Source organism: Azospirillum brasilense (genome assembly GCF_008365405.1).
GTDB lineage: Bacteria > Pseudomonadota > Alphaproteobacteria > Azospirillales > Azospirillaceae > Azospirillum > Azospirillum brasilense_D.
In genome coordinates, this window is the sequence record NZ_QOKV01000014.1 from 66,473 (window position 1) to 91,009 (window position 24,537).

The window sequence follows — 24,537 nt, forward strand, 5'->3', positions numbered from 1 at the left end:
TGCCTTAGCCCCTCATCAGATTGATGTCTTCGACCCGGATGGAGCCGCGGTTGCGGAAATACACCACCAGGATGGCGAGACCGATGGCCGCCTCGGCGGCGGCGACGGTCAGGATGATCATGGAGAAGACCTGCCCGACCAGATCGTTCAGGAAGACCGAGAACGACACCAGATTCAGGTTCACGGCGAGCAGCATCATCTCGATCGACATCAGGATGATGATGACGTTCTTCCGGTTGAGGAAGATGCCGAGGACGCCGAGCGTGAAGATGATGGCCGAGACCGTCAGATAATGCCCGAGACCGATTTCCATGATCACACGCCCTCCCCGGTCGGCACCTTGCGGATGGCGACCACGTCCTCGCGCCGACGGGCGAGCTGGGAGCCGACGTTCTGCTTCCGGACACCCTCACGCTGACGCAGGGTCAGGACGATGGCGCCGATCATGGCGATCAGCAGCACGAGGCCCGACGCCTGGAACAGATAAACGTAGTGGGTGTAGATGAGCTGGCCGAGTTGCTCGGTGTTGGTCGCTCCAGCCATCGCCGCGACCGGCGCCGAGGCGGCCTTCTCGGCGGCCGGGGCGATGATCCAGCCGCCGAGCACGGCGGCCAGCTCGGCCAGCAGGATGAGACCGATCAGCCCGCCGATCGGCAGGTACTGCAACGCACCCGCCCGCAGCTCGCGGAAGTTGATGTCGAGCATCATCACCACGAACAGGAACAGGACCGCGACCGCGCCCACATAGACGATCACCAGGATCATCGCGATGAACTCGGCCCCGAGCAGCACGCACAGGCCGGCGGCCTGGAAAAAGGCCAGGACCAGATAAAGGACCGAATGAACCGGATTCCGCGCCGAGATGACCATCACACCGGAGGCCACCAGCAGCGCGGCAAAGACGTAGAAGGCGATGCCTTGAACAATCATCGTTATCCCCGTTTCCGCTTACCGCACTGCGACGACTTACCGGTACGGCGCCTCGGCCGCGAGGTTCTGGGCGATTTCCGCTTCCCAGCGGTCGCCGTTCGCCAGCAGCTTCTGCTTGTTGTAGAAAAGCTCTTCACGGTTCTCGGTGGAGAACTCGAAGTTCGGACCCATCACGATGGCGTCCACCGGGCAAGCCTCCTGGCAATAGCCGCAGTAGATACACTTCGTCATGTCGATGTCGTAGCGCGTGGTGCGGCGGCTGCCGTCCTCACGCGGTTCGGCCTCGATGGTGATGGCCAGGGCCGGACACACCGCCTCGCACAGCTTGCAGGCGATGCAGCGCTCCTCGCCGCCGGGATACCGGCGCAGGACGTGCTCGCCGCGGAAGCGGGGGCTAATGGGGCCCTTTTCGAACGGGTAGTTCAGGGTCACCTTGGGCTTGAACATGTAGCGCAGGGTGAGCCCGAGGCCGCCCAACAGTTCGGTCAGGAACAGGCTGCGCGCCGCACGATCGAGGAACGCCATGGCCTCTTCGTCTCCTTCCTAGCGGGCGCCCCGTTCCGGGTGGCGCCCGCGCTTTCTCTTTGAAACTCGATCCGATCGTCCGTTCAGGCGCCGATCACTTCGGCAGCCAGCCGAACGTCACCAGCACGCCGGCCGTCAGCACGACCCACAGCAGCGAGAACGGCAGGAACACCTTCCAGCCCAGACGCATCAGCTGGTCGTAGCGGTAGCGCGGCATGGTCGCGCGGACCCACACGTAGACGAACAGGCAGAAGGCGATCTTCAGGGCGAACCAGATCGGACCGGGCACCCAGGTGAAGGGCGCGAACGGCAGCGGCGGCAGCCAGCCTCCCAGGAACAGGATGCTGGTCATCGCGCTCATCAGGATCATGTTGGCGTATTCGCCAAGGAAGAAGAGCGCGAAGGGAGCCGAGCTGTATTCCACCATGAAGCCGGCCACCAGCTCCGACTCGCCTTCCGGCAGGTCGAAGGGAGACCGGTTGGTTTCCGCCAGCGCCGAGATGAAGAAGATGACGAACATCGGCAGCAGCGGGATGGCGAACCAGATCGTCTCCTGCGCCTGCACGATCTTCGTCAGGTTCAGCGAGCCGACGCAGAGCAGGACGGAGATGATGACGAGGCCCATCGAGACCTCGTAGGACACCATCTGCGCCGCCGAGCGCAGCGCGCCGAGGAATGCGTAGCGCGAGTTTGACGCCCAGCCGGCCATCACGATGCCGTACACGCCCAGCGACGAGATCGCGAACAGATACAGGATGCCGACATTGATGTCGGCCAGCACCATGCCGTAGTCGAAGGGAATGACCGCCCAGGCGACCAGCGCCAGGAAGAAGGTCAGCATCGGCGCCAGATAGAACACGAAGCGGTTCGCGCCGACCGGCAGGATCTGCTCCTTCGCGAACAGCTTCAAGCCGTCCGCGAAAGGCTGCAGAAGCCCGAACGGGCCGACGATGTTCGGCCCCTGGCGGAGCTGCATGGCGCCCATGATCTTACGCTCGGCGTAGGTCATGAAGGCCACGGCCACCAGGAGCGGCACGACGATCGCCAGGATCTTGAGGACGATGATGATCAGCGGCAGCAGGAAGCCGCTCCAGAACTCAGCCATGGGTACCGGTCCTCTCCTGAGCGCTCTCGGCGGGCTTCACGGCGGGCTTCACGAACGTCTCGGCGCAACGAGCCATGGTCACCGAGGCGCGGCTGATCGGGTCGGTCATGTAGTAGTTCGCGACCGGCGACTGGAGCGGGGCCGCGTCGAGCGCACCCTCTGAGCCGAACGGCGCCCAAGGGGCCGGCGTGACCGTGCCGACCGCCGCGAAGACCGGGTTGACCTCGGCCAGACGGCGACGGATCTGCGTCAGGCTGTCGTAGGGCAGCTTGTGCCCGAGCTGTTCCGACAAGGCGCGCAGGATCTTCCAGTCCTCCCGCGCCTCGCCGGGCGGGAAGGTGGCGAGACGCGCCTGCTGCGGACGGCCCTCGGTGTTGACGTAGAGGGCGTTCTTCTCGGTGTAGGCGGCACCCGGCAGGATGACGTCGGCGCGGTGGGCGCCCTTGTCGCCGTGGTGGCCCTGGTAGACCACGAAGGCGTTGCCGAGGGCTGCGGTGTCGATCTCGTCGGCGCCCAGCAGGTACACCACGTCGATCTCGCCCTTCCCTGCCCCCTCGACGATGCCGGCGGTGCCGCGACCGCCCTCGCCCGGCAGGAAGCCGACGTCCAGACCGCCGACGCGGGACGCCGCCGTGTGCAGCACGTTGAAGCCGTTCCAGCCGTCCTGGACCACGTTGAAGGTCTCGGCCAGCTTGCGCACCGCGGCCTGGACGGCGGCGCCGTCCTTGCGACGGAAGGCACCGGCGCCGAGGATGACCATCGGGTTCTTGGCGCCGCGCAGCGCATCGGCGAAGGCGTGCGTGCCGTCGACGAGCTGCTGCAGGGCGTCCGTCCCGGTGCCGAGATGGCTGTACGGGTAGGTCAGCTCGCGGGCCTCGCCGATCACCGCCACCTTCAGGCCACCCATCAGGTAGCGCTTGCGGATGCGGGCGTTGACGATGGTGGCTTCCCAACGCGGGTTGGTGCCGACCAGCAGAATGACGTCCGCCCGCTCGATCCCGGCGATGCCGCTGTTGAACAGGTAGCCGGCGCGCGACGACGTGTCGAACAGGGCGCCGTCCTGGCGGCAGTCGATGTTGGCCGAGCCGAGGCCGGCCATCAGCTCCTTGAGCGCCAGCATGGACTCGGTGTCGGCCAGATCGCCGGCGATGGCGGCGATGCGGTTGCCCGGAACACCCTTGACCTTGGCGGCGATGGCCTGGAAGGCCTCGGCCCAGCTCGCCGGCTGGAGCTTGCCGTCCTTGCGGACGTAGGGGCGGTCGAGACGCTGGCGCTTCAGCCCGTCATAGGCGAAGCGGGTCTTGTCAGCGATCCACTCCTCGTTGACGTCCTCGTTGACGCGCGGCAGGACGCGCATCACCTCGGGGCCGCGGGTGTCGACGCGGATGTTCGAGCCGACCGCGTCCAGCACGTCGACCGTCTCGGTCTTGCGCAGCTCCCACGGACGGGCCGTGAAGGCGTAGGGCTTGGACAGCAGCGCGCCCACCGGACAGACGTCGGCGAGGTTGCCCGACAGCTCCGAGCCGATGGCCTTCTCGACGAAGGTGGTGATCTCCATGTGCTCGCCGCGGTTCACCGCGCCGAGGTCGGGAACGCCGGCGATCTCGTTCACGAAGCGGATGCAGCGCGTGCAGTGGATGCAGCGCGTCATCTCGGTCCGGATCAGCGGCCCCATGTACTTGTCCTGGACGGCGCGCTTGTTCTCGCCGTAGCGGCCACGGTCGAAGCCGTAGGCCATCGCCTGGTCCTGGAGATCGCACTCGCCGCCCTGGTCGCAGATCGGACAGTCCAGCGGGTGGTTGATCAGCAGGAATTCCATGACGCCCTTGCGGGCCTTGTGCACGAGGTCGGTGTTGGTCTTGACGACCATCCCGTCGCCGCAGGGCATGGCGCAGGCGGCCACCGGCTTCGGCGCGCGCTCCATCTCCACGAGGCACATGCGGCAGTTCGCCGGCACGCTCAGACGCTCGTGGTAGCAGAAGCGCGGGATCTCGATGCCCAGCTGTTCGCAGGCCTGCAGGATCGAGGTGCCCGGCTCGACTTCGATCTCGATCCCGTCGATGGTGAGTTTCGGCATGGGAAACCGGGCTCCTTACTCGGCCGCCAAGGACTTGGCGGCGTTGCGGTAGTCGAGGATGCGGCGCTCGACCTCCGGCCGGAAATGCCGGAACAGGCCCTGGATCGGCCAGGCCGCGGCATCGCCGAGCGCGCAGATGGTGTGCCCCTCGATCTGCTTGGTGACCTCCAGCAGCATGTCGATTTCCTCGACGCGCGCGTTGCCGGTCACCATGCGCTGCATGATGCGGTTCATCCAGCCGGTGCCCTCGCGGCACGGCGTGCACTGGCCGCAGCTTTCATGGGCGTAGAACTGCGACAGGCGCGCGATGGCCTTCACCACGTCGGTGGACTTGTCCATCACGATCACCGCCGCGGTGCCCAGACCCGACCGCACATCGCGCAGGCTGTCGAAGTCCATCAGGACCGTGTCGCAGATCGACTTCGGCAGCAGCGGCACCGACGAACCGCCGGGAATGATCGCCAGCAGGTTGTCCCACCCGCCGCGCACGCCTCCGGCGTGCTTCTCGATCAGTTCCTTCAGCGGGATGCCCATCTCCTCTTCCACGTTGCACGGCTTGTTGACGTGCCCGGAGATGCAGAAGAGCTTGGTGCCGGTGTTCTTCGGACGGCCGAGACCGGCGAACCACGCCGCACCGCGGCGCAGGATGGTCGGAACCACCGCGATGGATTCGACGTTGTTCACCGTGGTCGGGCAGGAGTAGAGACCGGCCTGGGCGGGGAACGGCGGCTTGTTGCGCGGCTGGCCCTTCTTGCCCTCGATGGACTCGATGAGCGCCGTCTCCTCGCCGCAGATGTACGCGCCCGCGCCGCGGTGGATGTAGATGTCGTAATCGTAGCCGGTGCCGCAGGCGTTCTTGCCGATCAGCCCCGCCTCGTACGCCTCGTCGATGGCGCGCTGGACGTTGGAGCCTTCGTTGTAGAACTCGCCGCGGATGTAGATGTAGCAGGCCGACGCGCCGATGGCGAAACCGGCGATCAGGCAGCCTTCGATCAGCTTGTGCGGATCGTGGCGCAGGATGTCGCGGTCCTTGCAGGTGCCCGGCTCGCCCTCGTCGGCGTTGATGACGAGGTAGACCGGCTTGTCCGTCACATTCTTCGGCATGAAGGACCACTTCATGCCCGTCGAGAAGCCGGCGCCGCCACGCCCGCGCAGGCCGGATTCCTTGACCTGCTCGATGATCCATTCCTTGCCCTGGGCGATCAGGGCCTTGGTGTTGTCCCAGTCACCACGCTTCCGGGCGGCGTCCAGGCCGAAGCTCTGGTAGCCGTACAGGTTGGTGAAAATGCGGTCCTCGTCGCGAAGCATCGCATCCCCCTCAATCGGCCGTGGTGGTGAAGGCCTTCAGAGTCGTCGGGCCGCCCACCGGTTCGGAGGACTGCCGGCCGATCTGCGAGCCATGCTTGGGGATCTCGCCGCTCTTGAGGGCGTCGATGATCGTTTCCATGTGTTCCGGGCTGACGTCTTCATAGTAGTCGTCGCCGATCTGGACCACCGGCGCGTTGACGCAGGCGCCTGAACACTCGACCTCGCGCAGTGTGAACTGGCCGTCCGCGGTCGTCTCGCCGACGCCGATGCCCAGCTTGCGCTCGCAGGTGTGCACGATGTCGTCGGACCCGCGCAGCCAGCACGGCGTGGTCGTGCAGACCTGGATGACGTGCTTACCGACCGGGGTCTTGTTGTACATCGTGTAGAAGGTCGCGACCTCGTACACGCGGATGCGCGGCATGCCGAGCAGGTCGGCCACGGCGTCCATGGCGACGCGCGGCAGCCAGCCCTCGCTCTGGCGCTGGGCCAGATCGAGCAGCGGCATGCAGGCGCTGGCCTGCTTGCCCACCGGGTACTTCGCGATGATGGCCTTCGCCCGTTCCAGATTTTCCGGAGTGAAGGCGAAGGAGGCCGGCTCCTTGGCCGGGTCGTGAGCCGGGGCGCTCATCGGTCAATTTCTCCGAACACGATGTCCATGGACGCGATGTTGGCCACCGCGTCGGCCAGCATGTGGCCCTTCGACATGAAGTCGAGGCCCTGCAGGTGGGCGAAGCCCGGCGCGCGGATCTTGCAGCGGTACGGCTTGTTCGTGCCGTCCGAGACCAGATACACGCCGAACTCGCCCTTCGGCGCCTCGATGGCGGTGTAGGTTTCGCCCGCCGGGACGTGGAAGCCCTCGGTGAAGAGCTTGAAATGGTGGATCAGCGCTTCCATCGACCGCTTCATCTCGCCGCGCGGCGGCGGGGAGACCTTGCGGTCCTCCGCGCGCACCGGGCCGTCGGGAAGCTCCTTCAGGCACTGGCGGATCATGCGGTTGGACTGGCGCATTTCTTCCATGCGGACGAGGTAGCGCGCCCAGCAGTCGCCGGTCAGGCCGACCGGAACGTCGAAGTCCATGCGGTCGTAGACTTCGTAGGGCTGCGACTTGCGCAGGTCCCAGGCGACGCCTGAACCGCGCAGCATCGGGCCGGTGAAGCCCCAGTTGAACGCCTCTTCCTTGGTGACGATGCCGATGTCGACCGTCCGCTGCTTGAAAATGCGATTGTTCGTCAGCAGATTGTCAATGTCGTCAACAAACTTCGGGAAGCGCTCCGTGAACTCCCAGATGTCGTCGGTCAGGCCAGCCGGCAGATCCCACGCGACGCCGCCGGGGCGGAAATAGTTCGCATGCAGGCGCGCGCCGCACACACGCTCGTAGAACTCCATGAGGATTTCGCGTTCCTCGAAGCCCCACAGCGCCGGCGTGATCGCGCCGACGTCGAGCGCGCCGGTGGTGATCGACAGGATGTGGTTCAGGATGCGCGTGATCTCGGAGAAGAGGACGCGGATGTACTGGGCGCGCAGCGGCGCCTTGATCTGCAGCAGGTTCTCGATGCCGAGCACATAGGCGTGCTCCATGCACATCGGGCTGACGTAGTCCAGGCGGTCGAAATAGGGAACGGCCTGCAGGTAGGTCTTGTACTCGATCAGCTTCTCGGTGCCGCGGTGCAGCAGGCCGATGTGCGGGTCGCAGCGCTCGACGACTTCGCCGTTCAGCTCCATCACCAGACGCAGCACGCCGTGGGCCGCAGGGTGCTGCGGCCCGAAGTTCATGGTGTAGGGCTTGATCTGGGTCTTGCCGCCGGACTGGCCGGCGGAGGGGTGTGCGGACGTGGCGATGGTCACGGCTTGCTCCCGGTGTCAGGGGCCTGGGCCTTCTCGTCGCCGGGCAGCATCACGTTCGTCATGCCTTCCCAGGGCGACAGGAAGTCGAAGCTGCGGAAATCCTGCGTCAAGCGGACGGGCTCGTAGACGACTCGCTTCTGGTCCTCGTCGTAGCGGCACTCGACATAGCCCGTCATCGGGAAGTCCTTGCGCAACGGGTGACCTTCGAAGCCGTAGTCGGTCAGGATGCGGCGCAGATCCGGATGGTCGGAGAAGAAGATCCCGAACATGTCCCAGGTTTCACGCTCGAACCAGCCGGCCGCGTTGTACACCGGCACGGCGGAGACCACCGGGGTGTCCTCGTCGGTCGTGACCTTCACGCGGAGGCGCCGATTGTGCTTGTAGCTCAAAAGGATGTAGACGACCTCGAAGCGTTCCTCCCGCTCCGGCCAATCCACAGCGGTGACGTCCAGCAACTGCTCGAACGAGCAGGTCGGATCGTCACGCAGGAAGGTGAGCGACTTGATGAGCGAGGGCCGGCGGACGGTCACCATCAGCTCGCCAAGCTTCAGCTCGACCTTCAGGACGTCATCGCCGAGCGTCGCGGCGATATGGTCCCCAAGTTCCTTCAACGCCTGTTCGGACATGGCCAGGACCTGCCTTTTTCTTATTCAGCGAGCGATGCGGTTGCCGCGCCGGATCTTCTTCTGGAGTTGCAGAATGCCGTAGACCAGCGCTTCCGCGGTCGGAGGACAGCCCGGCACATAGATATCGACCGGAACGATCCGGTCGCAGCCGCGCACCACCGAGTAGGAGTAGTGATAGTAGCCGCCGCCGTTGGCGCAGGAGCCCATCGAGATCACCCAACGCGGTTCCGGCATCTGGTCATAGACCTTGCGCAGCGCGGGGGCCATCTTGTTGGTCAGCGTGCCGGCCACGATCATGCAATCGGACTGGCGCGGGCTGGGGCGCGGAATGACGCCGAAACGGTCCAGGTCGTACCGGCTCATGTAGGCGTGGATCATCTCCACCGCGCAGCAGGCCAGGCCGAAGGTCATCGGCCACAGGGAACCGGTGCGGGCCCAGGCGAGCACGTCCTCGTACTTCGCCGTGATGAAACCCTTCTCCTGGATCTCTTCGGTGACCGCGCGGAGATAGGCGTCCTGTTCCGGTCCGGGCGGAATCGGCGCCAGCTTGGCAGCCTCTACTCCCATTCCAGAGCTCCTTTCTTCCACTCATAGATGAAGCCGATGGTCAGGATCCCGAGGAACACGATCATCGACCAGAAACCGAAGAGGCCGATGTCCCCGAGCGCCACGGCCCACGGGAACAGGAAGGCGACCTCGAGGTCGAAGATGATGAACAGGATGGAGACCAGGTAAAACCGCACGTCGAACTTCGTGCGGGCATCCTCGAACGGCTCGAAGCCGCACTCGTAGGGGGAGAGCTTCTCCGAATCCGGGTTCTTCGGGCTGATGACGTAAGACGCGCCAACCATCACCACGGCCAGCGCGATACCGATCAACAGGAACACCAGGATCGGAAGGTACTCAATGATCAGCGGGTTGGTCACCGCGGTCCTCCCATAAGCCCACGCCACGATCGCCGGTACGGCCGTAATCGGCCGACGCGCGGTGTCGTGGCTGGAATGCCTTGGATTAGCCCATCAGACGGGCCGGAATATATGACGAGAGCGTGATCAAGGAAAGCGCTTTGAATCGCTTTCGGCCAATGAATCCACTCTGCGGAAATGAGCGGATGTCCTTGGTATTACCAAACTTTTTAAATGACCCTTCTCTCTATCCGGCTTATCGGATATGCGGGTCGAGCTAATCGGATATAGGGATTGCGAGCCCGCCGGTAAAGCCGTGAAGGCTTCGTTTTTATTGCAAAAAGGAAAATGGAAAGGGAGAGAATGGCGCGAGTGACGGGACTTGAACCCGCGGCCTCCGGCGTGACAGGCCGGCGCTCTAACCAACTGAGCTACACCCGCGCGATGCGGCGATGTGAAATGCGCAGAACAGACGTCCGTGTCTCGGATCGCAACGCAGTTTCCGGGGCCACGCCCCGTCGCCGATGGGCGGTTTCTAGCCGCCCGACGCATGATCTGTCAATCACGAATTTGAAATGGAGATGCCGGGAGGATCGGGCGCGATGGTGGGCGATGAGGGTTTCGAACCCCCGACCCTCTCGGTGTAAACGAGATGCTCTACCGCTGAGCTAATCGCCCGCGCCGCGTCGTTGACCGGATTGGCATTCCCGACAACGCAAAGCCGGCCAGCCTGTGCTGACCGGCGCGCACTATGCCCGGAATGCCCTGGCCGTTCAAGACGTCATCACTTCAGCCCGTCCTTCAAGGTCTTGCCCGGCTTGAACTTCGGCTGTTTCGACGCGGGAATGGCGATCTTCTCGCCGGTGCGCGGGTTGCGGCCCTCGCTGGCCGCGCGTTCGGAGACCGCAAAGGTGCCGAAGCCGACCAGACGAACCTCCTCCCCGTTCTTGAGCGAGTCGGCGATGCCGTCGAAGACGGCGTCGACCGCCTTGGTCGCATCGGTTCTAGACAAACCCACGGCGTCGGCGACGTGCGCCACCAGATCGTTCTTGTTCACTTGCTTCACCCCTTCTCAATCCGGCAAAGAAAATGGAAGCAAAGCCGCCCAATGACTTCACGCATTAAAACGATAGACGCGACATCGCCCGCCCGTCAATTGAAGACGGGCGGGCGATGCGAAGCACGGTAGGGCTTTAAGAGCGCTTTAAACGCCGGGCGTGATCAGTGACGCAGCACCTCGCCGCCGCCGTCGGGCTGCGGCTTGGCGACCGCCGGCTCGACCGCCTCCGGTTCCTTCCACTCGATGGGTTCGAGTTCCCGAACCAAGGCGTGCTTCAGGACATCGTCCACCGTGCTGACCGGGATGATCTCCAGGCCGCGCTTCACGTTGTCCGGAATCTCGGCAAGGTCCTTCTCGTTGTCCTTCGGGATCAGCACATGCTTCAACCCGCCGCGCAGAGCGGCCAGCAGCTTCTCCTTCAAGCCGCCGATGGGCAGCACCCGGCCGCGCAGCGTGATCTCGCCGGTCATCGCCACGTCCTTGCGGACCGCGATGCCGGTCAGAACCGAGACGATCGAGGTGATCATCGCCACACCCGCCGAGGGGCCGTCCTTCGGGGTGGCGCCTTCGGGCACGTGGACGTGGATGTCCCGCTTCTCGAACAGCGTGGGCTTGATGCCGAAGGCGGTGGCCCGCGACTTGACGTAGCTCTCCGCCGCCTGGACCGACTCCTTCATGACGTCGCCGAGCTTGCCGGTGGTGGTCACCCGCCCCTTGCCGGGAAGGCTGACCGCTTCGATCGACAGCAGTTCGCCGCCGACTTCCGTCCAGGCCAAGCCGGTGGTGACGCCCACCAGATCCTCCAGCTCCGCCTCACCGAAGTGGAAGCGGCGAACGCCGGCGTACTTGTCCAGATTCCGGCGGGTGACCGAGACCTTGGCGCCGGCGGCGCCCTTCATCAGGATCTCCTTCACGGCCTTGCGGCAGAGGTTGGCGATCTCGCGCTCCAGGCTGCGGACACCGGCCTCCCGCGTGTAGTAGCGGATCAGGTCGCGCAGCGCGTCGTCGGAGATGGCGAACTCGCCCTTCTTCAGGCCGTTGGCCTCCACCTGCTTCTCGATCAGGTGGCGCTTGGAAATCTCGACCTTCTCATCCTCGGTGTAGCCGGCGACGCGGATGATCTCCATACGGTCCAGCAGCGGCTGCGGCATGCGCATCGTGTTGGCCGTGCAGACGAACATCACGTCCGACAGGTCGTAGTCGACCTCCAGGTAATGGTCGTTGAAAGTGCCGTTCTGCTCGGGGTCGAGGACCTCCAGCAGGGCCGACGACGGGTCGCCGCGCCAATCGGCGCCGAGCTTGTCGATCTCGTCCAGCAGGAACAGCGGGTTGGACGACTTCGCCTTCTTCATGCCCTGGATGACCTTGCCGGGCATCGAGCCGATGTAGGTGCGCCGGTGGCCGCGGACCTCGGCCTCGTCCCGCACGCCGCCCAGCGACATGCGCACGAAGTTGCGCCCGGTGGACTTGGCGATCGACTTGCCGAGCGAGGTCTTGCCGACACCGGGCGGCCCGACGAGGCAGAGGATCGGCCCCTTCACCTTGTTCATGCGGTTCTGGACCGCGAGATACTCGAGGATGCGTTCCTTGACCTTCTCCAGGCCGTAATGGTCGGCGTCGAGGATCTTCTGCGCGAGCTTCAGGTCCTTCTTCACCTTGGTGCGCTTCTTCCACGGAATGGACAGCATCCAATCCAGGTAGTTGCGCACCACCGTCGCCTCGGCCGACATCGGGCTCATCGAGCGCAGCTTCTTCAGCTCGGCCAGGGCCTTGTCGCGGGCTTCCTTGGAGAAGCGGGTCTTGTTGATCTTCTCTTCCAACTCGGCCGACTCGTCGCGGCCGTCCTCGGTCTCGCCGAGTTCCTTCTGGATCGCCTTGAGCTGTTCGTTGAGGTAGTACTCGCGCTGGGTCTTCTCCATCTGCCGCTTGACGCGGTTGCGGATGCGCTTTTCCACCTGGAGAACGCCGATCTCGCCTTCCATGAAGGCATAGACCCGCTCCAGCCGCTCCGACACCGTGGCGCATTCCAGAAGCTGCTGCTTCTCCGGAATCTTCAGCGCGAGGTGGGACGCCACCGTGTCCGCCAGCTTGCCCGGCTCCTCGATCTGGTTGATCGAGACCAGGACCTCCGGTGGGATCTTCTTGTTCAGCTTGATGTACTGCTCGAATTGCGAAACGACGGCCCGACCCAGCGCCTCAAGCTCCTGGCTTTCCCCGACCTTCTCCTCGACGAGGTCGGCGTGGGCCTGGAAGAAATCCTCGTTCTCGGCGAACTTGGTGATGGACGCGCGCTGGCCGCCCTCCACGAGCACCTTCACCGTTCCGTCGGGCAGCTTCAGCAGCTGCAACACGGTCCCAACGGTGCCGACGCTGTAGATATCGGCCGGCGTCGGATCGTCCTGCGCGGCGTTCTTCTGGGTGACGAGAAGGATCTGCTTGTCGTCCTTCATCACGTCTTCCAGGGCGCGCACGGATTTCTCGCGGCCGACGAAAAGAGGCACGATCATGTGGGGGAAAACCACGATGTCGCGGAGCGGCAGGACCGGATAGAGGGCACCACGAGGGATTTCGAACATTGATTGGGCCTCTTTCATTGGGACGCCGTCAGCCCGGGATGGGCCTGGGAAGACCCCCGCCTCGGGGGATGAGCACAGGGATCGAAAACCGGCACTTTTTCTAACGTGGCACAGCCATAGCCCCCCTTCAAGGGCCAGAACCCCAATTCCGTATGGCGGTGCGGCATGCCGGTCCGACCGCTCCGCGGCCCGGCTGGCGCCCCCGATGTCTGCAAAAGCCGAAAACGACGAAGGGCGCCCAAAGGCGCCCTTCCCCATATCCAACTCTGATCAGCCGCGGCGAATTCAGGCACCCGGTGCCTGTTGCTCCCCGCGGCGTTCGGCGTGAACGTAAAGCGGCTTGGCGCGCCCTTCGACCACTTCCTTGTTGACCAGGATGCTTTCCACCCCCGACAGACCCGGCAGATCAAACATGGGATCGAGCAGGATCGACTCCATGATAGAACGCAGGCCGCGCGCGCCGGTCTTCCGCTGGATCGCCTTGTGGGAGATGGTGCGCAGGGCGTCGTCGGAGAATTCCAGACGGACGTCTTCCATCTCGAACAGGCGCTGGTACTGCTTGACCAGCGCGTTCTTCGGCTTGGTGAGGATTTCGACCAGAGCTGCCTCGTCCAGGTCGGACAGGGTGGCAACCACCGGCAGACGACCGATGAATTCCGGGATGAGACCGAACTTCAGCAGATCCTCGGGCTCGACCTCACGCAGGATGTCGCCCGTCGAGCGCTCATCCGGGCCGCGCACGTCGGCGCCGAAGCCGATCGACGTGCCCTTGCCGCGCTGCGCGATGATCTTGTCCAGCCCGGCGAAGGCGCCGCCGCAGATGAACAGGATGTTGCTGGTGTCGACCTGCAGGAACTCCTGCTGCGGGTGCTTGCGGCCACCCTGCGGAGGCACGGAGGCGACGGTGCCTTCCATGATCTTCAGCAGGGCCTGCTGCACGCCCTCGCCCGACACGTCGCGCGTGATCGAGGGGTTGTCGGACTTGCGGCTGATCTTGTCGACCTCGTCGATGTAGACGATGCCGCGCTGCGCCCGCTCGACGTTGTAGTCGGCGGCCTGGAGCAGCTTGAGAATGATGTTCTCGACGTCCTCGCCGACATAGCCCGCCTCGGTCAGAGTCGTGGCATCGGCCATCGTGAAGGGGACGTCGATGATCCGGGCGAGCGTCTGTGCGAGCAGCGTCTTGCCGCAGCCGGTGGGGCCGACCAGCAGGATGTTGGACTTCGCAAGTTCGACGTCGTTGTGCTTCGTTCCGTGCGCCAACCGCTTATAGTGGTTGTGCACCGCAACAGAAAGGACCCGTTTCGCGTGATGCTGGCCGATCACGTAATCGTCCAGTACCGCATGGATGTCGCGCGGGGTCGGCACGCCGTCGCGGGACTTCACGAGGGTCGTCTTGTTCTCCTCGCGAATGATGTCCATGCACAGCTCGACGCATTCATCGCAGATGAACACCGTCGGACCGGCAATCAGCTTGCGGACCTCGTGCTGGCTCTTGCCGCAAAAGGAGCAGTAGAGCGTGTTCTTCGAATCGCCGCTGCTGGACTTGCTCATCGGTACTCCGTCATCTCGCGGGGGACTGATCCGTATAACCTGTCAACCGCCTGCGGCGTCCCCCGACGCCGGTCCTTTCAAAGGTTGTCCCGGGGAAGGCCCGAGACAAGGTTAACGCATCCACTCACTCATTCATCGAACCCGATCCATCGGACCGGTTCCCCATCATTCAACAACAGGGAACCGGCGCAATCAATCATTAGTTCGCGCGCCCTATCAGGCGGCGTTGCCGTCGCCGATCGAGCCGGGGCGCTTTTCCACCACCTCGTCGATCAGGCCGAAGGCCTTGGCCTCCTCGGGCGACATGAACTTGTCGCGCTCCATGGCCGCCTCGATGGTGTCGAGCGACTGCTCGGTGTGCTTGACGTAGATGTCGTTGAGGCGCGAGCGCAGCTTCAGGATCTCCTGGGCCTGGATCTCGATGTCCGAGGCCTGACCCTGGGCGCCGCCCGACGGCTGGTGGATCATGATCCGGCTGTTCGGCAGCGAGAAGCGCTTGCCCGGCGCACCGGCAGCGAGCAGAAGCGAGCCCATCGAGGCCGCCTGCCCCATGCACACCGTCGACACCTGCGGACGGATGTACTGCATGGTGTCGTAGATGGCGAGGCCGGCCGAAACGTAACCGCCCGGCGAATTGATGTAGAGCGCGATGTCCTTGCTCGGGTTTTCCGATTCCAGGAACAGCAGCTGCGAGCAGATCAGGCTGGCGACGGCGTCGTTCACGCCACCGATCAAGAAGATGATCCGTTCCTTCAGCAGGCGCGAGTAAATATCGTACGCTCGTTCGCCCCGGTTGGTCTGCTCGATGACCATCGGGACCAGAGCATTCATCTTCGGTTCGAAGTCGTACATGGTGGTCTTCCCTGCTCCCGCAGCTCGGTTAGTCGTCTGAGCAGTTTACATATAGGAATGGAAAGGGGCGACCGGTAGGCCGCCCCTCAACCTTTCTAACGATCAGGCCGCCTCGGCCTCCTCGTCGGGATCCTTCATCAGCTCTTCGGCGGACACCGGCTTCTCGCTCACCTTGGCCTGGTCCAGGATGTAGTCGACGACCTTGTCCTCGAAGATCGGGGCGCGGAGGTTTTCCAGCGCTTCCCGGTTCTGCTTGAAGAACTCGAACACCTCACGCTCCTGGCCGGGGAAGCGGCGGGCTTCCGTGATCAGGGCGCGGTTGATCTCGTCCTGGGTCACCTGGATGTCGTTGCGGCGGCCGATCTCCGACAGCAGCAGCCCCAGACGCACGCGGCGCTCGGCGATGCCGCGATACTCGGTCTTCAGCTCCTCTTCCGGCTTGCCGGCGTCGTCACCGGCGGTGCCGTTCTTCAGCTCCTGCTGAAGGCGCTGCCAGATGCCCTCGAACTCGACGTCCACCATGCCCGGCGGGACCTCGAAGGAGTGCGCCTCGGCCAGCTTGTCGAGGAGCTGGCGCTTGACGCGCAGGCGCGACACGTTGGCGTACTCGCTCTTGATGCGGTCGCCGACGGCCTCGCGCAGCTTCTCCAGGCTCTCCATGCCGAACTCCTTGGCGAGGTCGTCGTTGACCTCGGCCGGGACGTTCTTGCGGAGTTCCTTGACGTCCACCTCGAACACGGTGTCCGCGCCCTTCAGGCGGTCGTGCGGGTAGTCGGCCGGGAAGGTGACCTTCACCGTGCGGTGCTCGCCGGCCTTGGCGCCGACCAGCTGGTCCTCGAAGCCCGGAACGAACTGGTTGGCGCCCAGCTCCAGCGGGTAGTCCTTGCCGTCCATGCCCGGCAGGGCCTCGCCATCGACCGAACCGGCGAAGTCGATCACGGCGATGTCGCCCTTCTCGGCCGCGCGGTCCTCGGTGACCGGGGCCTGCACCGAGTGGGCGGAGGCCAGACGGGTCAGCGCCTCGTCGACGGCCGAGTCCTCGACCGTGGCGACCGGCTTCTCAAGCTCCAGGCCGCTGAGATCGCCCGGCTCGATGTCCGGCAGAAGCTCGACGCCCATGGTGTAGGACAGGTCGCCGCCGTCCTCGTACTTCTCGACGTTGATCTTCGGCTGCATGGCGATGCGCAGGCCGCGCTCGTTCAGCGCCTGGCGCGAGCTGTCGGCGATCGCATCCTCCAGAGCCTCGGCCAGCACGCTGCCGCCGTAGCGCTGCTTGATCACGGCAACCGGCACCTTGCCCGGACGGAAGCCGGGGAGCTGCACCGTCCGGCGCAGCTCTTCGAGCCGGCCCTGCACCTTCTGTTCGATATCCTGGGCGGAAATGACGACCTTGTACTCGCGCTTCAGGCCGTCGGCGCTGGTCTCGGTGATGTTCATCGGAACGAAAGCCTATCTCGTTGTCCGGCCCGGCGGCGCCCGTCCGGGCGGCCCGAAACCGTGTGTTCCCATGCGGTCCAAGCTGTTGCCATGGTGCGGGCGAAGGGACTCGAACCCCCACGACCGAAGTCACCGGAACCTAAATCCGGCGCGTCTACCAGTTCCGCCACGCCCGCAATGGCATAGACAGCCCGCGACGGGTGCGGAACACCCGACGGACTGCCGGCGAAGTCCGCTCTATAGCACAGGGTTCGCGCCGCAAACAGGCAAAATGGGCGCCGTTCCGCACGCCATTGGAGGGTGGCCCGGAACGGGCGGCGGCGAAGGGCCGACCGCCTCATGCGCCCCCCTTGCCCAAGGACCGGATCGCGGAGGAGGCGTTGACCTTGCCCTCCCCCCGGTAAGCCTCGTGGTTGGCGTCGATTTCACCCAGCTTGTAGCGGTAGTTGATCATCATGCCGCAGGACTGCCGAACCCCCTTGGGCGACCGGTCGCCCAGCCAGTTCAGCCGCTCCATGCGGGCGCCGTTGCTGAGGTGGAAGTGGGCGACCGGGTCGAGCGCCCGCGCCGGCGCCGTGTCCGCCCGCTCGCTGCGGCGGTCCGATGCGCGCGCCGTCGTCAGGTAATGCGCGCACAGCCGCATCAGCGGGCCGCGCAGCTCCTTCAGAAGCTCGTCGTCGGTGTGCCAGTCGGGCAGAGCCAGGGCGCCGGCAAGCACCGGACGTTCGTCCGCGTCGCCGTCCGTCTCCGATTCGCCGTTTCCCGGATGACTGGTCATGACTTCCGCGATGCGTTCCGCCTCGGGCGGGGTGAGCAGCGAATCGCCGCGCTCGGCCAGTTCCCGATCCAGCCAGCGGCGGAAGCCGGGAATCGGCGACAGGGTGGCGAAGCACTTGATGTTGGGAAACTCCCCGGTCAGGCCGTCGACCACCCGCTTGATCAGGAAGTTGCCGAAGCTGATCCCCGCCAGCCCCACCTGGGCGTTGGAGATGGAATAGAAGATGGCGCTGTCGGCGCTCTTCGGGTCGCAGACCGGGGCGGAGGGGTCGAGCAGCGCCTGCACATTGTCCGACATGCCCTGGACCAGCGCGACCTCGACGAAGATCAGCGGCTCGTTCGGCATGCGCGGGTGGAAGAAGGCGAAGCAGCGGCGGTCGGAGTCGAGGCGGTCCTTCAGGTCGCGCCAACCGCTGATCTCGTGCACCGCCTCATACTTGATGAGCTTCTCCAGGAGCGAGGCCGGGCTGTCCCAGGTGATCCGGCGCATCTCCAGGAAGCCGACGTCGAACCAGTTGCGCAGCAGGCTCTTGAGATCGTCCTCCAGCGCCTGGAGCAGCGGCTCGCCGCGCGCCATCTCCATCAGCTCGGCGCGCAGGTCCACCAGGAACTTCACCCCTTCCGGTAGGCCGTTGAACTGGGTCAGCAGGCGCAGCCGCGGCGGCTCCAGCGCCCGGCGCAAGGCGCGCTCGGCGTGGCCGCGCGACACCGGGTCCCCCGCCGTCTGGAAGGTCGCCATCGCCTGATCGACGGCGGCACGGTCCACGTCGAAATCGCGCGCCAGCATCATCAGGAAATTGCGCCGCCCCTGCCCGTCCAGCGCCAGATAGGTGCGGCCGAGCTGCGCGGCCCGCGCCCGCGCCGACACCTCGCCGCCGCGGCCCTCCAGGCAGGCTTCGATCTGTTCCTTCAGCCGCTCCGCGTCTTCCTTGGGCAGATTGGCGCGCGGCGCCGCGCCGACCACACCACGGGCGGAGGCGGCGATCTCGCGCCAGCCCGCGCGCAGCGTGTCCAGCGTGCGGTCGAGCAGCCCCGGCGGCGCTCCCGCGGCGGTGGCGGGAAGCTGGGACGGAACGGGCTCGGCGGGTTTGATCTCGGGCGTCTCGCTCATACCCAAGAGTCTGGCGTGCGGAGGCGCGCTCGGCAAGCCATAGCTTGAGCCCGGCCTTAAGAGTAAGCCCCCTGTCCAGGCGTATATATGCCCACGGAATCCCGCGTCAGCGCGTCCCCGCCTTCAACCGCTTCAGCACCCCTGGGAGCGCATCCGGCAAATCTTCGGCGATCAGGCCCGGTCCGAACGCGGTCGCCGCTTCGCCGTGCAGCCAGACCGCGGCGCAGGCGGCGTCGAACGTGTCCATTCCCTGAGCGATCAGCCCGAGCGCGACGCCCGCCAGCACGTCTCCCGACCCTGCGGTCGCCAGATCGGCCGGAGCGTTGGCGTTGATGACGGTTCGTCCGTCCGGTGCCGCGACCACCGTGTCGGCACCTTTCAAGAGGACAACGGCGCCGCAGCGCGCCGCCGCGGCGCGGGCGCGCATCAGTTTCCCGCCCTCCACCGCCGCGAGATCCGGAAAGATCCGCGCGAACTCGCCCTCGTGCGGGGTCAGCAGACAGCGTTCGCTCAACCGACCGAGCAGGTCGGCGGGCGACTCGGTGAAACTGGTCAGGGCGTCGGCGTCCAGCACGCACGCCTTTCCGGCTCCCAGAGCGGCGAGAACGAGGTCCCGCGTGTCCGCCCCGACGCCGGCGCCCGGCCCCAGCAGCACGGCGTTCTTGCGCGGGTCCGCCAGAAGAGCCTCGAAGGCGGTGCCATCCGCCACGGCGGTCACGATCAGGCTGGGCGAGCCGGCGGCATAGATGGGCATCGATTCGGGCGGACAGGCCACCGTCACCAGCCCCGCCCCGGCGCGCAGGGCGCCCCGCGCCGACAGGCGCGCCGCTCCGGTCATCCGCGCCCCGCCCAGCACCACCGCGTGCCCCCGCGCGTATTTGTGCGCGTCGAGCCGCGGCCAGGGGTAGCGCTGCCGCCACAGGTCGGGGCCGTTCACCAGGGTTTGCGGCGCGAGGGCGTCAAGCACGGTGTCGGGAATGCCGATGTCGGCGACCACCACCTCCCCGCAGAGGACCCGGCCCGGCAGCAGCAGATGGCCTGGCTTGCGGCGGAAGAAGGTGACGGTCAGCGCCGCCTGCGGGGCGCCCCCCATCACTCGGCCGCTGTCGCCGTGCAGGCCGCTCGGTACGTCGACGGCGACGACGGTGCGCCCGGCCATCGCCTCGACGACCTCTTTCGCCATGCCGTCGAGCGGACGGGCGAGCCCGGCCCCGAACAGCGCGTCGATGACCAGGGGATTGCCCTCCAGCAGCCAGGGATCGGCGGCCTCCACCGGACCGGTCCAGCGCCCGGCCGCCACCGCCGCGTCGCCGCGCAGGGCGGAGCGCGACCCCAGCAGGGCCAGCCGCACCGGCCAGCCCGCTTCGAGAAGAAGACGCGCGATGACGAATCCATCGCCGCCGTTGTTCCCCGGACCGCACAGGACGACGGTCGGGTGCGGCGCCCAGCGCTCGCAGACCGCACGCACCACCGCGGCCCCAGCCGCCTCCATCAGCACGGGCCCCGGCACGCCGCCCGCCATGGTCAGCGCGTCGGCGCGATACATCTCCGCCACGGAAAGCAGTTCGTCCATCGCCTCCACCCGCCGCAATCCCGCATCACCGTTACCCGGCACAATAAGCACCGCGACGGCCGCAGCATAGACGGGCACAGGAGGAATGAAAGATATGGCCTGTTTGGCACTGGAATTGGAAGGAAGGACTGGGGCGATGGATGGGACTCGAACCCACGACCGCTCGGACCACAACCGAGAGCTCTACCAACTGAGCTACCACCGCCACCGGAGGACGGAATGAACCGTCTGTAAAAACCCCACCCGCCGTTTCGATCAATGCAACGCCGACGTGAACTCCTCACGAGGCGAGCGCATCCACCGTCAAGGGGGACTGGGGCGATGGATGGGACTCGAACCCACGACCGCTCGGACCACAACCGAGAGCTCTACCAACTGAGCTACCACCGCCACCGGGGTCGCCTATTTGCCCCAAGGGACGGGTCGGGTCAAGCGCTATTTTTCACCGTGTTCATCAATCTGGAAAGCCGGCCCTAGCCCCTCCGAAAGGGTATGGCTGCGCGGATTGCTTGCAGGTTGTGCACAAATATTGTTCACTTCGCCTCATCCGTCGGCAGCCGCGTGCCGCCCCCGGTGGCATCGGTGCGTTGCGCCCCGGCATCCCACGCTGCCGGACCGCAACCGCTCCGATTGGCACGCAACGTGCTTTACATCGGACCGTCGGCAGAGCCGTGGACGGTGCCTGCCGGCGTTGGCACCTCGTACACGAGAGACCCATGAAGAAGATCGAAGCCATCATTAAGCCGTTCAAGCTCGACGAAGTGAAGGAAGCCCTTCACGAAGTCGGCATCAAGGGCATCACCGTCACCGAGGCCAAGGGCTTCGGCCGTCAGAAAGGGCACACCGAGCTGTACCGCGGCGCGGAGTATGTGGTCGACTTCCTGCCGAAGGTGAAGATCGAGGTGGTGATGGAGGACTCCCTGGTGGAGCGGGCGATCGAGGCGATCCAGCAGGCCGCCCATACCGGCCGGATCGGCGACGGCAAGATCTTCGTCACCCCCGTGGAAGAAGTTGTCCGCATCCGGACCGGCGAGAAGGGAGGCGACGCGATCTGATCGCGTCCCGAGAACCCGACCACCGGCCACCATGAACCAGCCCCGCCCACAACCGACGCAAAGCCGGCCGACGCAAAGCCGGCCGACGCCGAGCCGGCCGACGCAGACCGTCGCAACCGCGAGCGGAACGATCCGTGCGTGGAAGCCCCACCGGGCGCGACTTTTTGTGCTGTCACGTTGTGCGCTTGGGAAAGGCATGACATAACGTCCGCCGCGAGCGCCGTCACCCGCCCCTTGGTCGGTTTGACGCAGCGGGACCCAAACCTCTTAAGCGTGGAAAAAGAGATATGTCCGACATCAGCAAGGTCTTCGACCTGATCAAGGAACACGACGTCAAGTACGTGGACCTCCGCTTCACCGACCCGCGCGGCAAGCTGCACCACACCGCTCAGCACGTCTCGACCATCGACGAGGACGTGTTCGAAGACGGCATCATGTTCGACGGCTCCTCGATCGCCGGTTGGAAGGCGATCAACGAGTCGGACATGATCCTCCAGCTCGACCCGACCACCGCCGTCATGGACCCGTTCTCGGCCCAGCCGACGCTGAACATCCTCTGCGACGTGTACGAGCCGTCGACCGGCCAGCCCTACGCCCGCTGCCCGCGCGGCATCGCGAAGGCCGCCGAGAAGTACATGGCGTCGGCCGGCATCGGCGACACCGCCTACTTCGGCCCGGAAGCCGAGTTCTTCGTCTTCGACGACGTGAAGTTCAAGGTCGAGATGAACAAGGTGTCCTACGAGTTCGACTCGGAGGAAGGCCCGTACACCTCCGACAAGGACTATGAGGACGGCAACCTGGGCCACCGCCCGGGCGTCAAGGGCGGCTACTTCCCGGTCGCTCCGGTCGACAGCGGCTCGGACCTGCGCGCCGAGATGCTGAGCGTGCTCGCCGAGATGGGCGTGCCGGTCGAGAAGCACCACCACGAGGTGGCCGCTTCGCAGCATGAGCTGGGCATCAAGTTCGACACGCTGGTCCGCACCGGCGACAACATGCAGTACTACAAGTACGTCGTGCACAACGTCGCCCACGCCTACGGCAAGACCGCGACCTTCATGCCGAAGCCCGTCTTCGGCGACAACGGCTCGGGCATGCACATGCACCAGTCGATCTGGAAGGAAGGCCAGCCGCTGTTCGCCGGCAACCAGTACGCCGACCTGTCGGAGCTGGCGCTGTACTACATCGGCGGCATCATCAAGCACGCCAAGGCGCTGAACGCCTTCACCAACCCGACGACCAACTCCTACAAGCGTCTGGTCCCGGGCTACGAGGCTCCGGTGCTGCTGGCCTACTCGGCCCGCAACCGTTCGGCCTCCTGCCGCATCCCGTACGTCGCGTCGCCGAAGGGCAAGCGCGTCGAGGTTCGCTTCCCGGACCCGTCGGCCAACCCGTACCTGGCCTTCGCCGCCCTGCTGATGGCCGGTCTGGACGGCATCCAGAACAAGATCCATCCGGGCGATGCGATGGACAAGAACCTGTACGACCTGCCGGCCGAAGAGCTGGCCAAGGTTCCGACGGTTTGCGGCTCGCTGCGCGAGGCCCTGGACAGCCTGAAGGCCGACAGCGCCTTCCTGCAGAAGGGCGACGTGTTCACGAAGGACATGATCGAGTCCTACATCGACCTGCGCACCGAGGAGCTGCTGGCCTTCGAGACCATGCCGCACCCGATCGAGTACAAGATGTACTACTCGGTCTGATCCATCGGACCTCGGTCCGCCGGTTCATGGTGCTCGCCCTGCCCTCGCGGCGCGGCGGGCACCACCGGAGGGCCGAACCGCGGAGCAGAGCAGAAAAAAGCCCACCGACGGCAACGTCGGTGGGCTTTTCCTTGTCCGAGACTTGTAGGGCGCCTCAGGCGGTGCCGCCGAAGCGCCGCGCCGCCTCAATGGTCAGGCCGGTGCCGACCGAACCGAAGATGTTGCCCTCCACCACGCGGGCGCCGGGCAGTTCGGCCAGGATGGCCGCCCGCACCTGCGGCAGCAGCGTCGAGCCGCCGGTCAGGAACACCGCGTCGATCTCCGCCGGCAGCGTGCCGGCCTCGGCCAGACAGGCGCGCACCCGCCCGCCGATGCGGCCGGCCAGGATCGCCGTCGCCTGATTCAACTCGTCCACCGACACCGGGCGCGTCATGCCGCCGCCGCCCCAATCCAGCAGCAGGCCGGCCTCCGGCCCGTCGGACAGGGCGATTTTGGTGCGCTCCACCGCCATGGCCAGGGCATGGCCCAGCCGGTGCTCGACCACGCCGATCAGCCGCTCGATGCGGTCCGGAGTCGCGGAATCGCGCTGAAGGCGCTCCAGGTCAGCCATCGCCTTGGCGGTGTAGAGGAAGTTGATCTTCGACCAGGTCGCCAGATCGAAGAACAGATGCTTGGGGGCCAGCAGACCGGGGCGCTTCATGGCGCTGCCGTGGCCCAGCAGCGGCATGGCCGTCGCCAGCGACAGGTCGCGGTCGAAGTCGGTGCCGCCGACCCGGATGCCGTCGTTGGCCAGAATGTCGGCGCTGCGGTCGGCCCGCCCGCGCCGCTCCGGCCCGATGCGGACGATGGAGAAGTCCGACGTGCCGCCGCCGATGTCGGCGATCAGCGCCAACTCCTCGCGCTCCACCTGCTGCTCGTAGTCGAGCGCGGCGGCGATCGGCTCATATTGAAAGGAGATGCCGCGGAAGCCGACGGAACGGGCGATCTCGCCCAGCACCTCCTCCGCCGCGGCGTCGCCCGCCGGGTCGCCGTCCACGAAATGCACCGGGCGCCCAAGCACCACATCGGTCAGTTCGCCGCCGAGCGCGGTCTCCGCCCGCTCCTTGACCGCGGCCAGAAAGGTGGCGATGACCGCGCGGAACGTGATCCGGCCCTTGCGCAGCGCGGTGTCCGCGTCGATCAGGTCGGTGCCCAGCATCGACTTGATGGAGCGCATCAAGCGCCCCTCGACGCCCGACGCATAGGCGTCGATGGCCGCCTGCCCGACCGTCACCGCGTCGGCTTCGAAATCGAAGAAGACGGCGCTGGGCAGGGTCGTGCGCGCGCCGTCGAGGGCAAGCAAGCCGTAGCCGTCCCCTCCCGTGCCGGCAGCCGCGGACGCCGTCCGCACGCCGAGCGTCGTGTTGGACGTGCCGAAATCGAGGCCGCAAGCCGTCATGGGAACCCCCGCCGTGATGGAAGGGGCGAGGCTATACAGGGGCCGGGCCTGCGGATCAAGACGCGCGACGGAACAGGCCGCGCTTG

The 24,537-nt window shown here is 65.9% G+C and carries 21 protein-coding genes and 5 tRNA genes; 2 read left to right on the forward strand and 24 right to left on the reverse strand.

All coding sequences use genetic code 11. From position 1 onward, the window contains the following. Positions 1-4: 4 nt before the first annotated feature. The 23 genes from nuoK to DS837_RS20385 all read right to left on the reverse strand — a co-directional run bounded on the left by nuoK (position 5) and on the right by DS837_RS20385 (position 20,651). Positions 5-313: an NADH-quinone oxidoreductase subunit NuoK gene (nuoK, locus tag DS837_RS20275; protein ID WP_014240130.1), complete on the reverse strand. Its 309-nt coding sequence runs from the start codon at positions 311-313 to the stop codon at positions 5-7. A 2-nt stretch (positions 314-315) separates the two neighbouring features. Next, on the reverse strand, positions 316-930 hold the full coding sequence (locus DS837_RS20280; RefSeq protein WP_149166417.1) for an NADH-quinone oxidoreductase subunit J: 615 nt from the start codon (positions 928-930) through the stop codon (positions 316-318). A gap of 36 nt (positions 931-966) precedes the next feature. Further along, on the reverse strand, positions 967-1,455 hold the full coding sequence (gene nuoI / locus DS837_RS20285) for an NADH-quinone oxidoreductase subunit NuoI (protein WP_014240128.1): 489 nt from the start codon (positions 1,453-1,455) through the stop codon (positions 967-969). A gap of 94 nt (positions 1,456-1,549) precedes the next feature. Further along, on the reverse strand, positions 1,550-2,560 hold the full coding sequence (gene nuoH / locus DS837_RS20290; protein ID WP_149166418.1) for an NADH-quinone oxidoreductase subunit NuoH: 1,011 nt from the start codon (positions 2,558-2,560) through the stop codon (positions 1,550-1,552). After that, entirely contained in the window at positions 2,553-4,637 is a 2,085-nt protein-coding gene (nuoG, locus tag DS837_RS20295; protein WP_149166419.1) for an NADH-quinone oxidoreductase subunit NuoG, read from the reverse strand. The genes nuoH and nuoG overlap by 8 nt, the downstream gene beginning before the upstream one ends. A gap of 15 nt (positions 4,638-4,652) precedes the next feature. Next, positions 4,653-5,945 carry an NADH-quinone oxidoreductase subunit NuoF gene (gene nuoF, locus DS837_RS20300; RefSeq protein WP_014240125.1) on the reverse strand — a complete coding sequence of 431 codons (1,293 nt, stop codon included), beginning with the start codon at positions 5,943-5,945 and terminating at the stop codon, positions 4,653-4,655. A 10-nt stretch (positions 5,946-5,955) separates the two neighbouring features. After that, positions 5,956-6,573 carry an NADH-quinone oxidoreductase subunit NuoE gene (gene nuoE, locus DS837_RS20305; protein ID WP_149166420.1) on the reverse strand — a complete coding sequence of 206 codons (618 nt, stop codon included), beginning with the start codon at positions 6,571-6,573 and terminating at the stop codon, positions 5,956-5,958. Then, positions 6,570-7,718: an NADH-quinone oxidoreductase subunit D gene (locus DS837_RS20310; RefSeq protein ID WP_247890049.1), complete on the reverse strand. Its 1,149-nt coding sequence runs from the start codon at positions 7,716-7,718 to the stop codon at positions 6,570-6,572. The genes nuoE and DS837_RS20310 overlap by 4 nt, the downstream gene beginning before the upstream one ends. 68 nt (positions 7,719-7,786) lie before the next feature. Further along, entirely contained in the window at positions 7,787-8,416 is a 630-nt protein-coding gene (locus tag DS837_RS20315; RefSeq protein WP_149166421.1) for an NADH-quinone oxidoreductase subunit C, read from the reverse strand. A 24-nt stretch (positions 8,417-8,440) separates the two neighbouring features. After that, on the reverse strand, positions 8,441-8,983 hold the full coding sequence (locus DS837_RS20320) for a NuoB/complex I 20 kDa subunit family protein (protein WP_014240121.1): 543 nt from the start codon (positions 8,981-8,983) through the stop codon (positions 8,441-8,443). Next, positions 8,974-9,342, reverse strand: a complete 369-nt coding sequence (locus DS837_RS20325; RefSeq protein ID WP_014240120.1) for an NADH-quinone oxidoreductase subunit A — start codon at positions 9,340-9,342, stop codon at positions 8,974-8,976. Before DS837_RS20325 ends, DS837_RS20320 begins: the two co-directional genes overlap by 10 nt. A 343-nt stretch (positions 9,343-9,685) precedes the next feature. Beyond that, positions 9,686-9,762: transfer RNA gene (locus tag DS837_RS20330), tRNA-Asp, on the reverse strand. A 162-nt stretch (positions 9,763-9,924) separates the two neighbouring features. Beyond that, a tRNA-Val gene (locus tag DS837_RS20335) sits at positions 9,925-9,999 on the reverse strand. A gap of 106 nt (positions 10,000-10,105) precedes the next feature. Continuing rightward, positions 10,106-10,378, reverse strand: coding sequence for an HU family DNA-binding protein (locus DS837_RS20340; protein WP_149166422.1), 273 nt, complete (start codon positions 10,376-10,378; stop codon positions 10,106-10,108). A gap of 164 nt (positions 10,379-10,542) precedes the next feature. Further along, positions 10,543-12,957, reverse strand: a complete 2,415-nt coding sequence (gene lon / locus DS837_RS20345) for an endopeptidase La (RefSeq protein WP_149166423.1) — start codon at positions 12,955-12,957, stop codon at positions 10,543-10,545. A 285-nt stretch (positions 12,958-13,242) separates the two neighbouring features. Continuing rightward, on the reverse strand, positions 13,243-14,511 hold the full coding sequence (gene clpX, locus DS837_RS20350) for an ATP-dependent Clp protease ATP-binding subunit ClpX (protein ID WP_145625755.1): 1,269 nt from the start codon (positions 14,509-14,511) through the stop codon (positions 13,243-13,245). Positions 14,512-14,727: 216 nt separating this feature from the next. Continuing rightward, positions 14,728-15,363: an ATP-dependent Clp endopeptidase proteolytic subunit ClpP gene (gene clpP / locus DS837_RS20355; protein ID WP_149166424.1), complete on the reverse strand. Its 636-nt coding sequence runs from the start codon at positions 15,361-15,363 to the stop codon at positions 14,728-14,730. 102 nt (positions 15,364-15,465) lie between these two features. Continuing rightward, the gene (gene tig, locus DS837_RS20360) at positions 15,466-16,800 is read right to left on the reverse strand and encodes a trigger factor (protein ID WP_149166425.1); all 1,335 of its coding nucleotides are present in this window, start codon (positions 16,798-16,800) and stop codon (positions 15,466-15,468) included. A 91-nt stretch (positions 16,801-16,891) separates the two neighbouring features. Then, positions 16,892-16,976: transfer RNA gene (locus tag DS837_RS20365), tRNA-Leu, on the reverse strand. Between the two features lie 161 nt (positions 16,977-17,137). Continuing rightward, entirely contained in the window at positions 17,138-18,688 is a 1,551-nt protein-coding gene (locus tag DS837_RS20370) for a malonyl-CoA decarboxylase (protein WP_149166426.1), read from the reverse strand. 106 nt (positions 18,689-18,794) lie between these two features. Beyond that, a complete protein-coding gene (locus DS837_RS20375; RefSeq protein ID WP_149166427.1) occupies positions 18,795-20,261 on the reverse strand; it encodes an NAD(P)H-hydrate dehydratase in 1,467 nt (488 codons plus the stop codon). A 129-nt stretch (positions 20,262-20,390) separates the two neighbouring features. Further along, positions 20,391-20,466: transfer RNA gene (locus DS837_RS20380), tRNA-His, on the reverse strand. Between the two features lie 109 nt (positions 20,467-20,575). After that, a tRNA-His gene (locus DS837_RS20385) sits at positions 20,576-20,651 on the reverse strand. Positions 20,652-20,977: 326 nt separating this feature from the next. Between DS837_RS20385 and DS837_RS20390 the strand changes: the two genes are divergently transcribed. Together DS837_RS20390 and glnA are read left to right on the forward strand one after the other, a co-directional pair. Then, positions 20,978-21,316 carry a P-II family nitrogen regulator gene (locus tag DS837_RS20390; RefSeq protein ID WP_014240107.1) on the forward strand — a complete coding sequence of 113 codons (339 nt, stop codon included), beginning with the start codon at positions 20,978-20,980 and terminating at the stop codon, positions 21,314-21,316. A 287-nt stretch (positions 21,317-21,603) separates the two neighbouring features. Continuing rightward, complete coding sequence (gene glnA / locus DS837_RS20395; RefSeq protein ID WP_149166428.1) at positions 21,604-23,013, forward strand: type I glutamate--ammonia ligase; 1,410 nt, start codon at positions 21,604-21,606, stop codon at positions 23,011-23,013. Between the two features lie 154 nt (positions 23,014-23,167). On the opposite strand, the gene DS837_RS20400 is transcribed toward glnA, so the two are convergent. Next, complete coding sequence (locus tag DS837_RS20400; protein ID WP_149166429.1) at positions 23,168-24,451, reverse strand: Hsp70 family protein; 1,284 nt, start codon at positions 24,449-24,451, stop codon at positions 23,168-23,170. Positions 24,452-24,537: the final 86 nt, after the last annotated feature.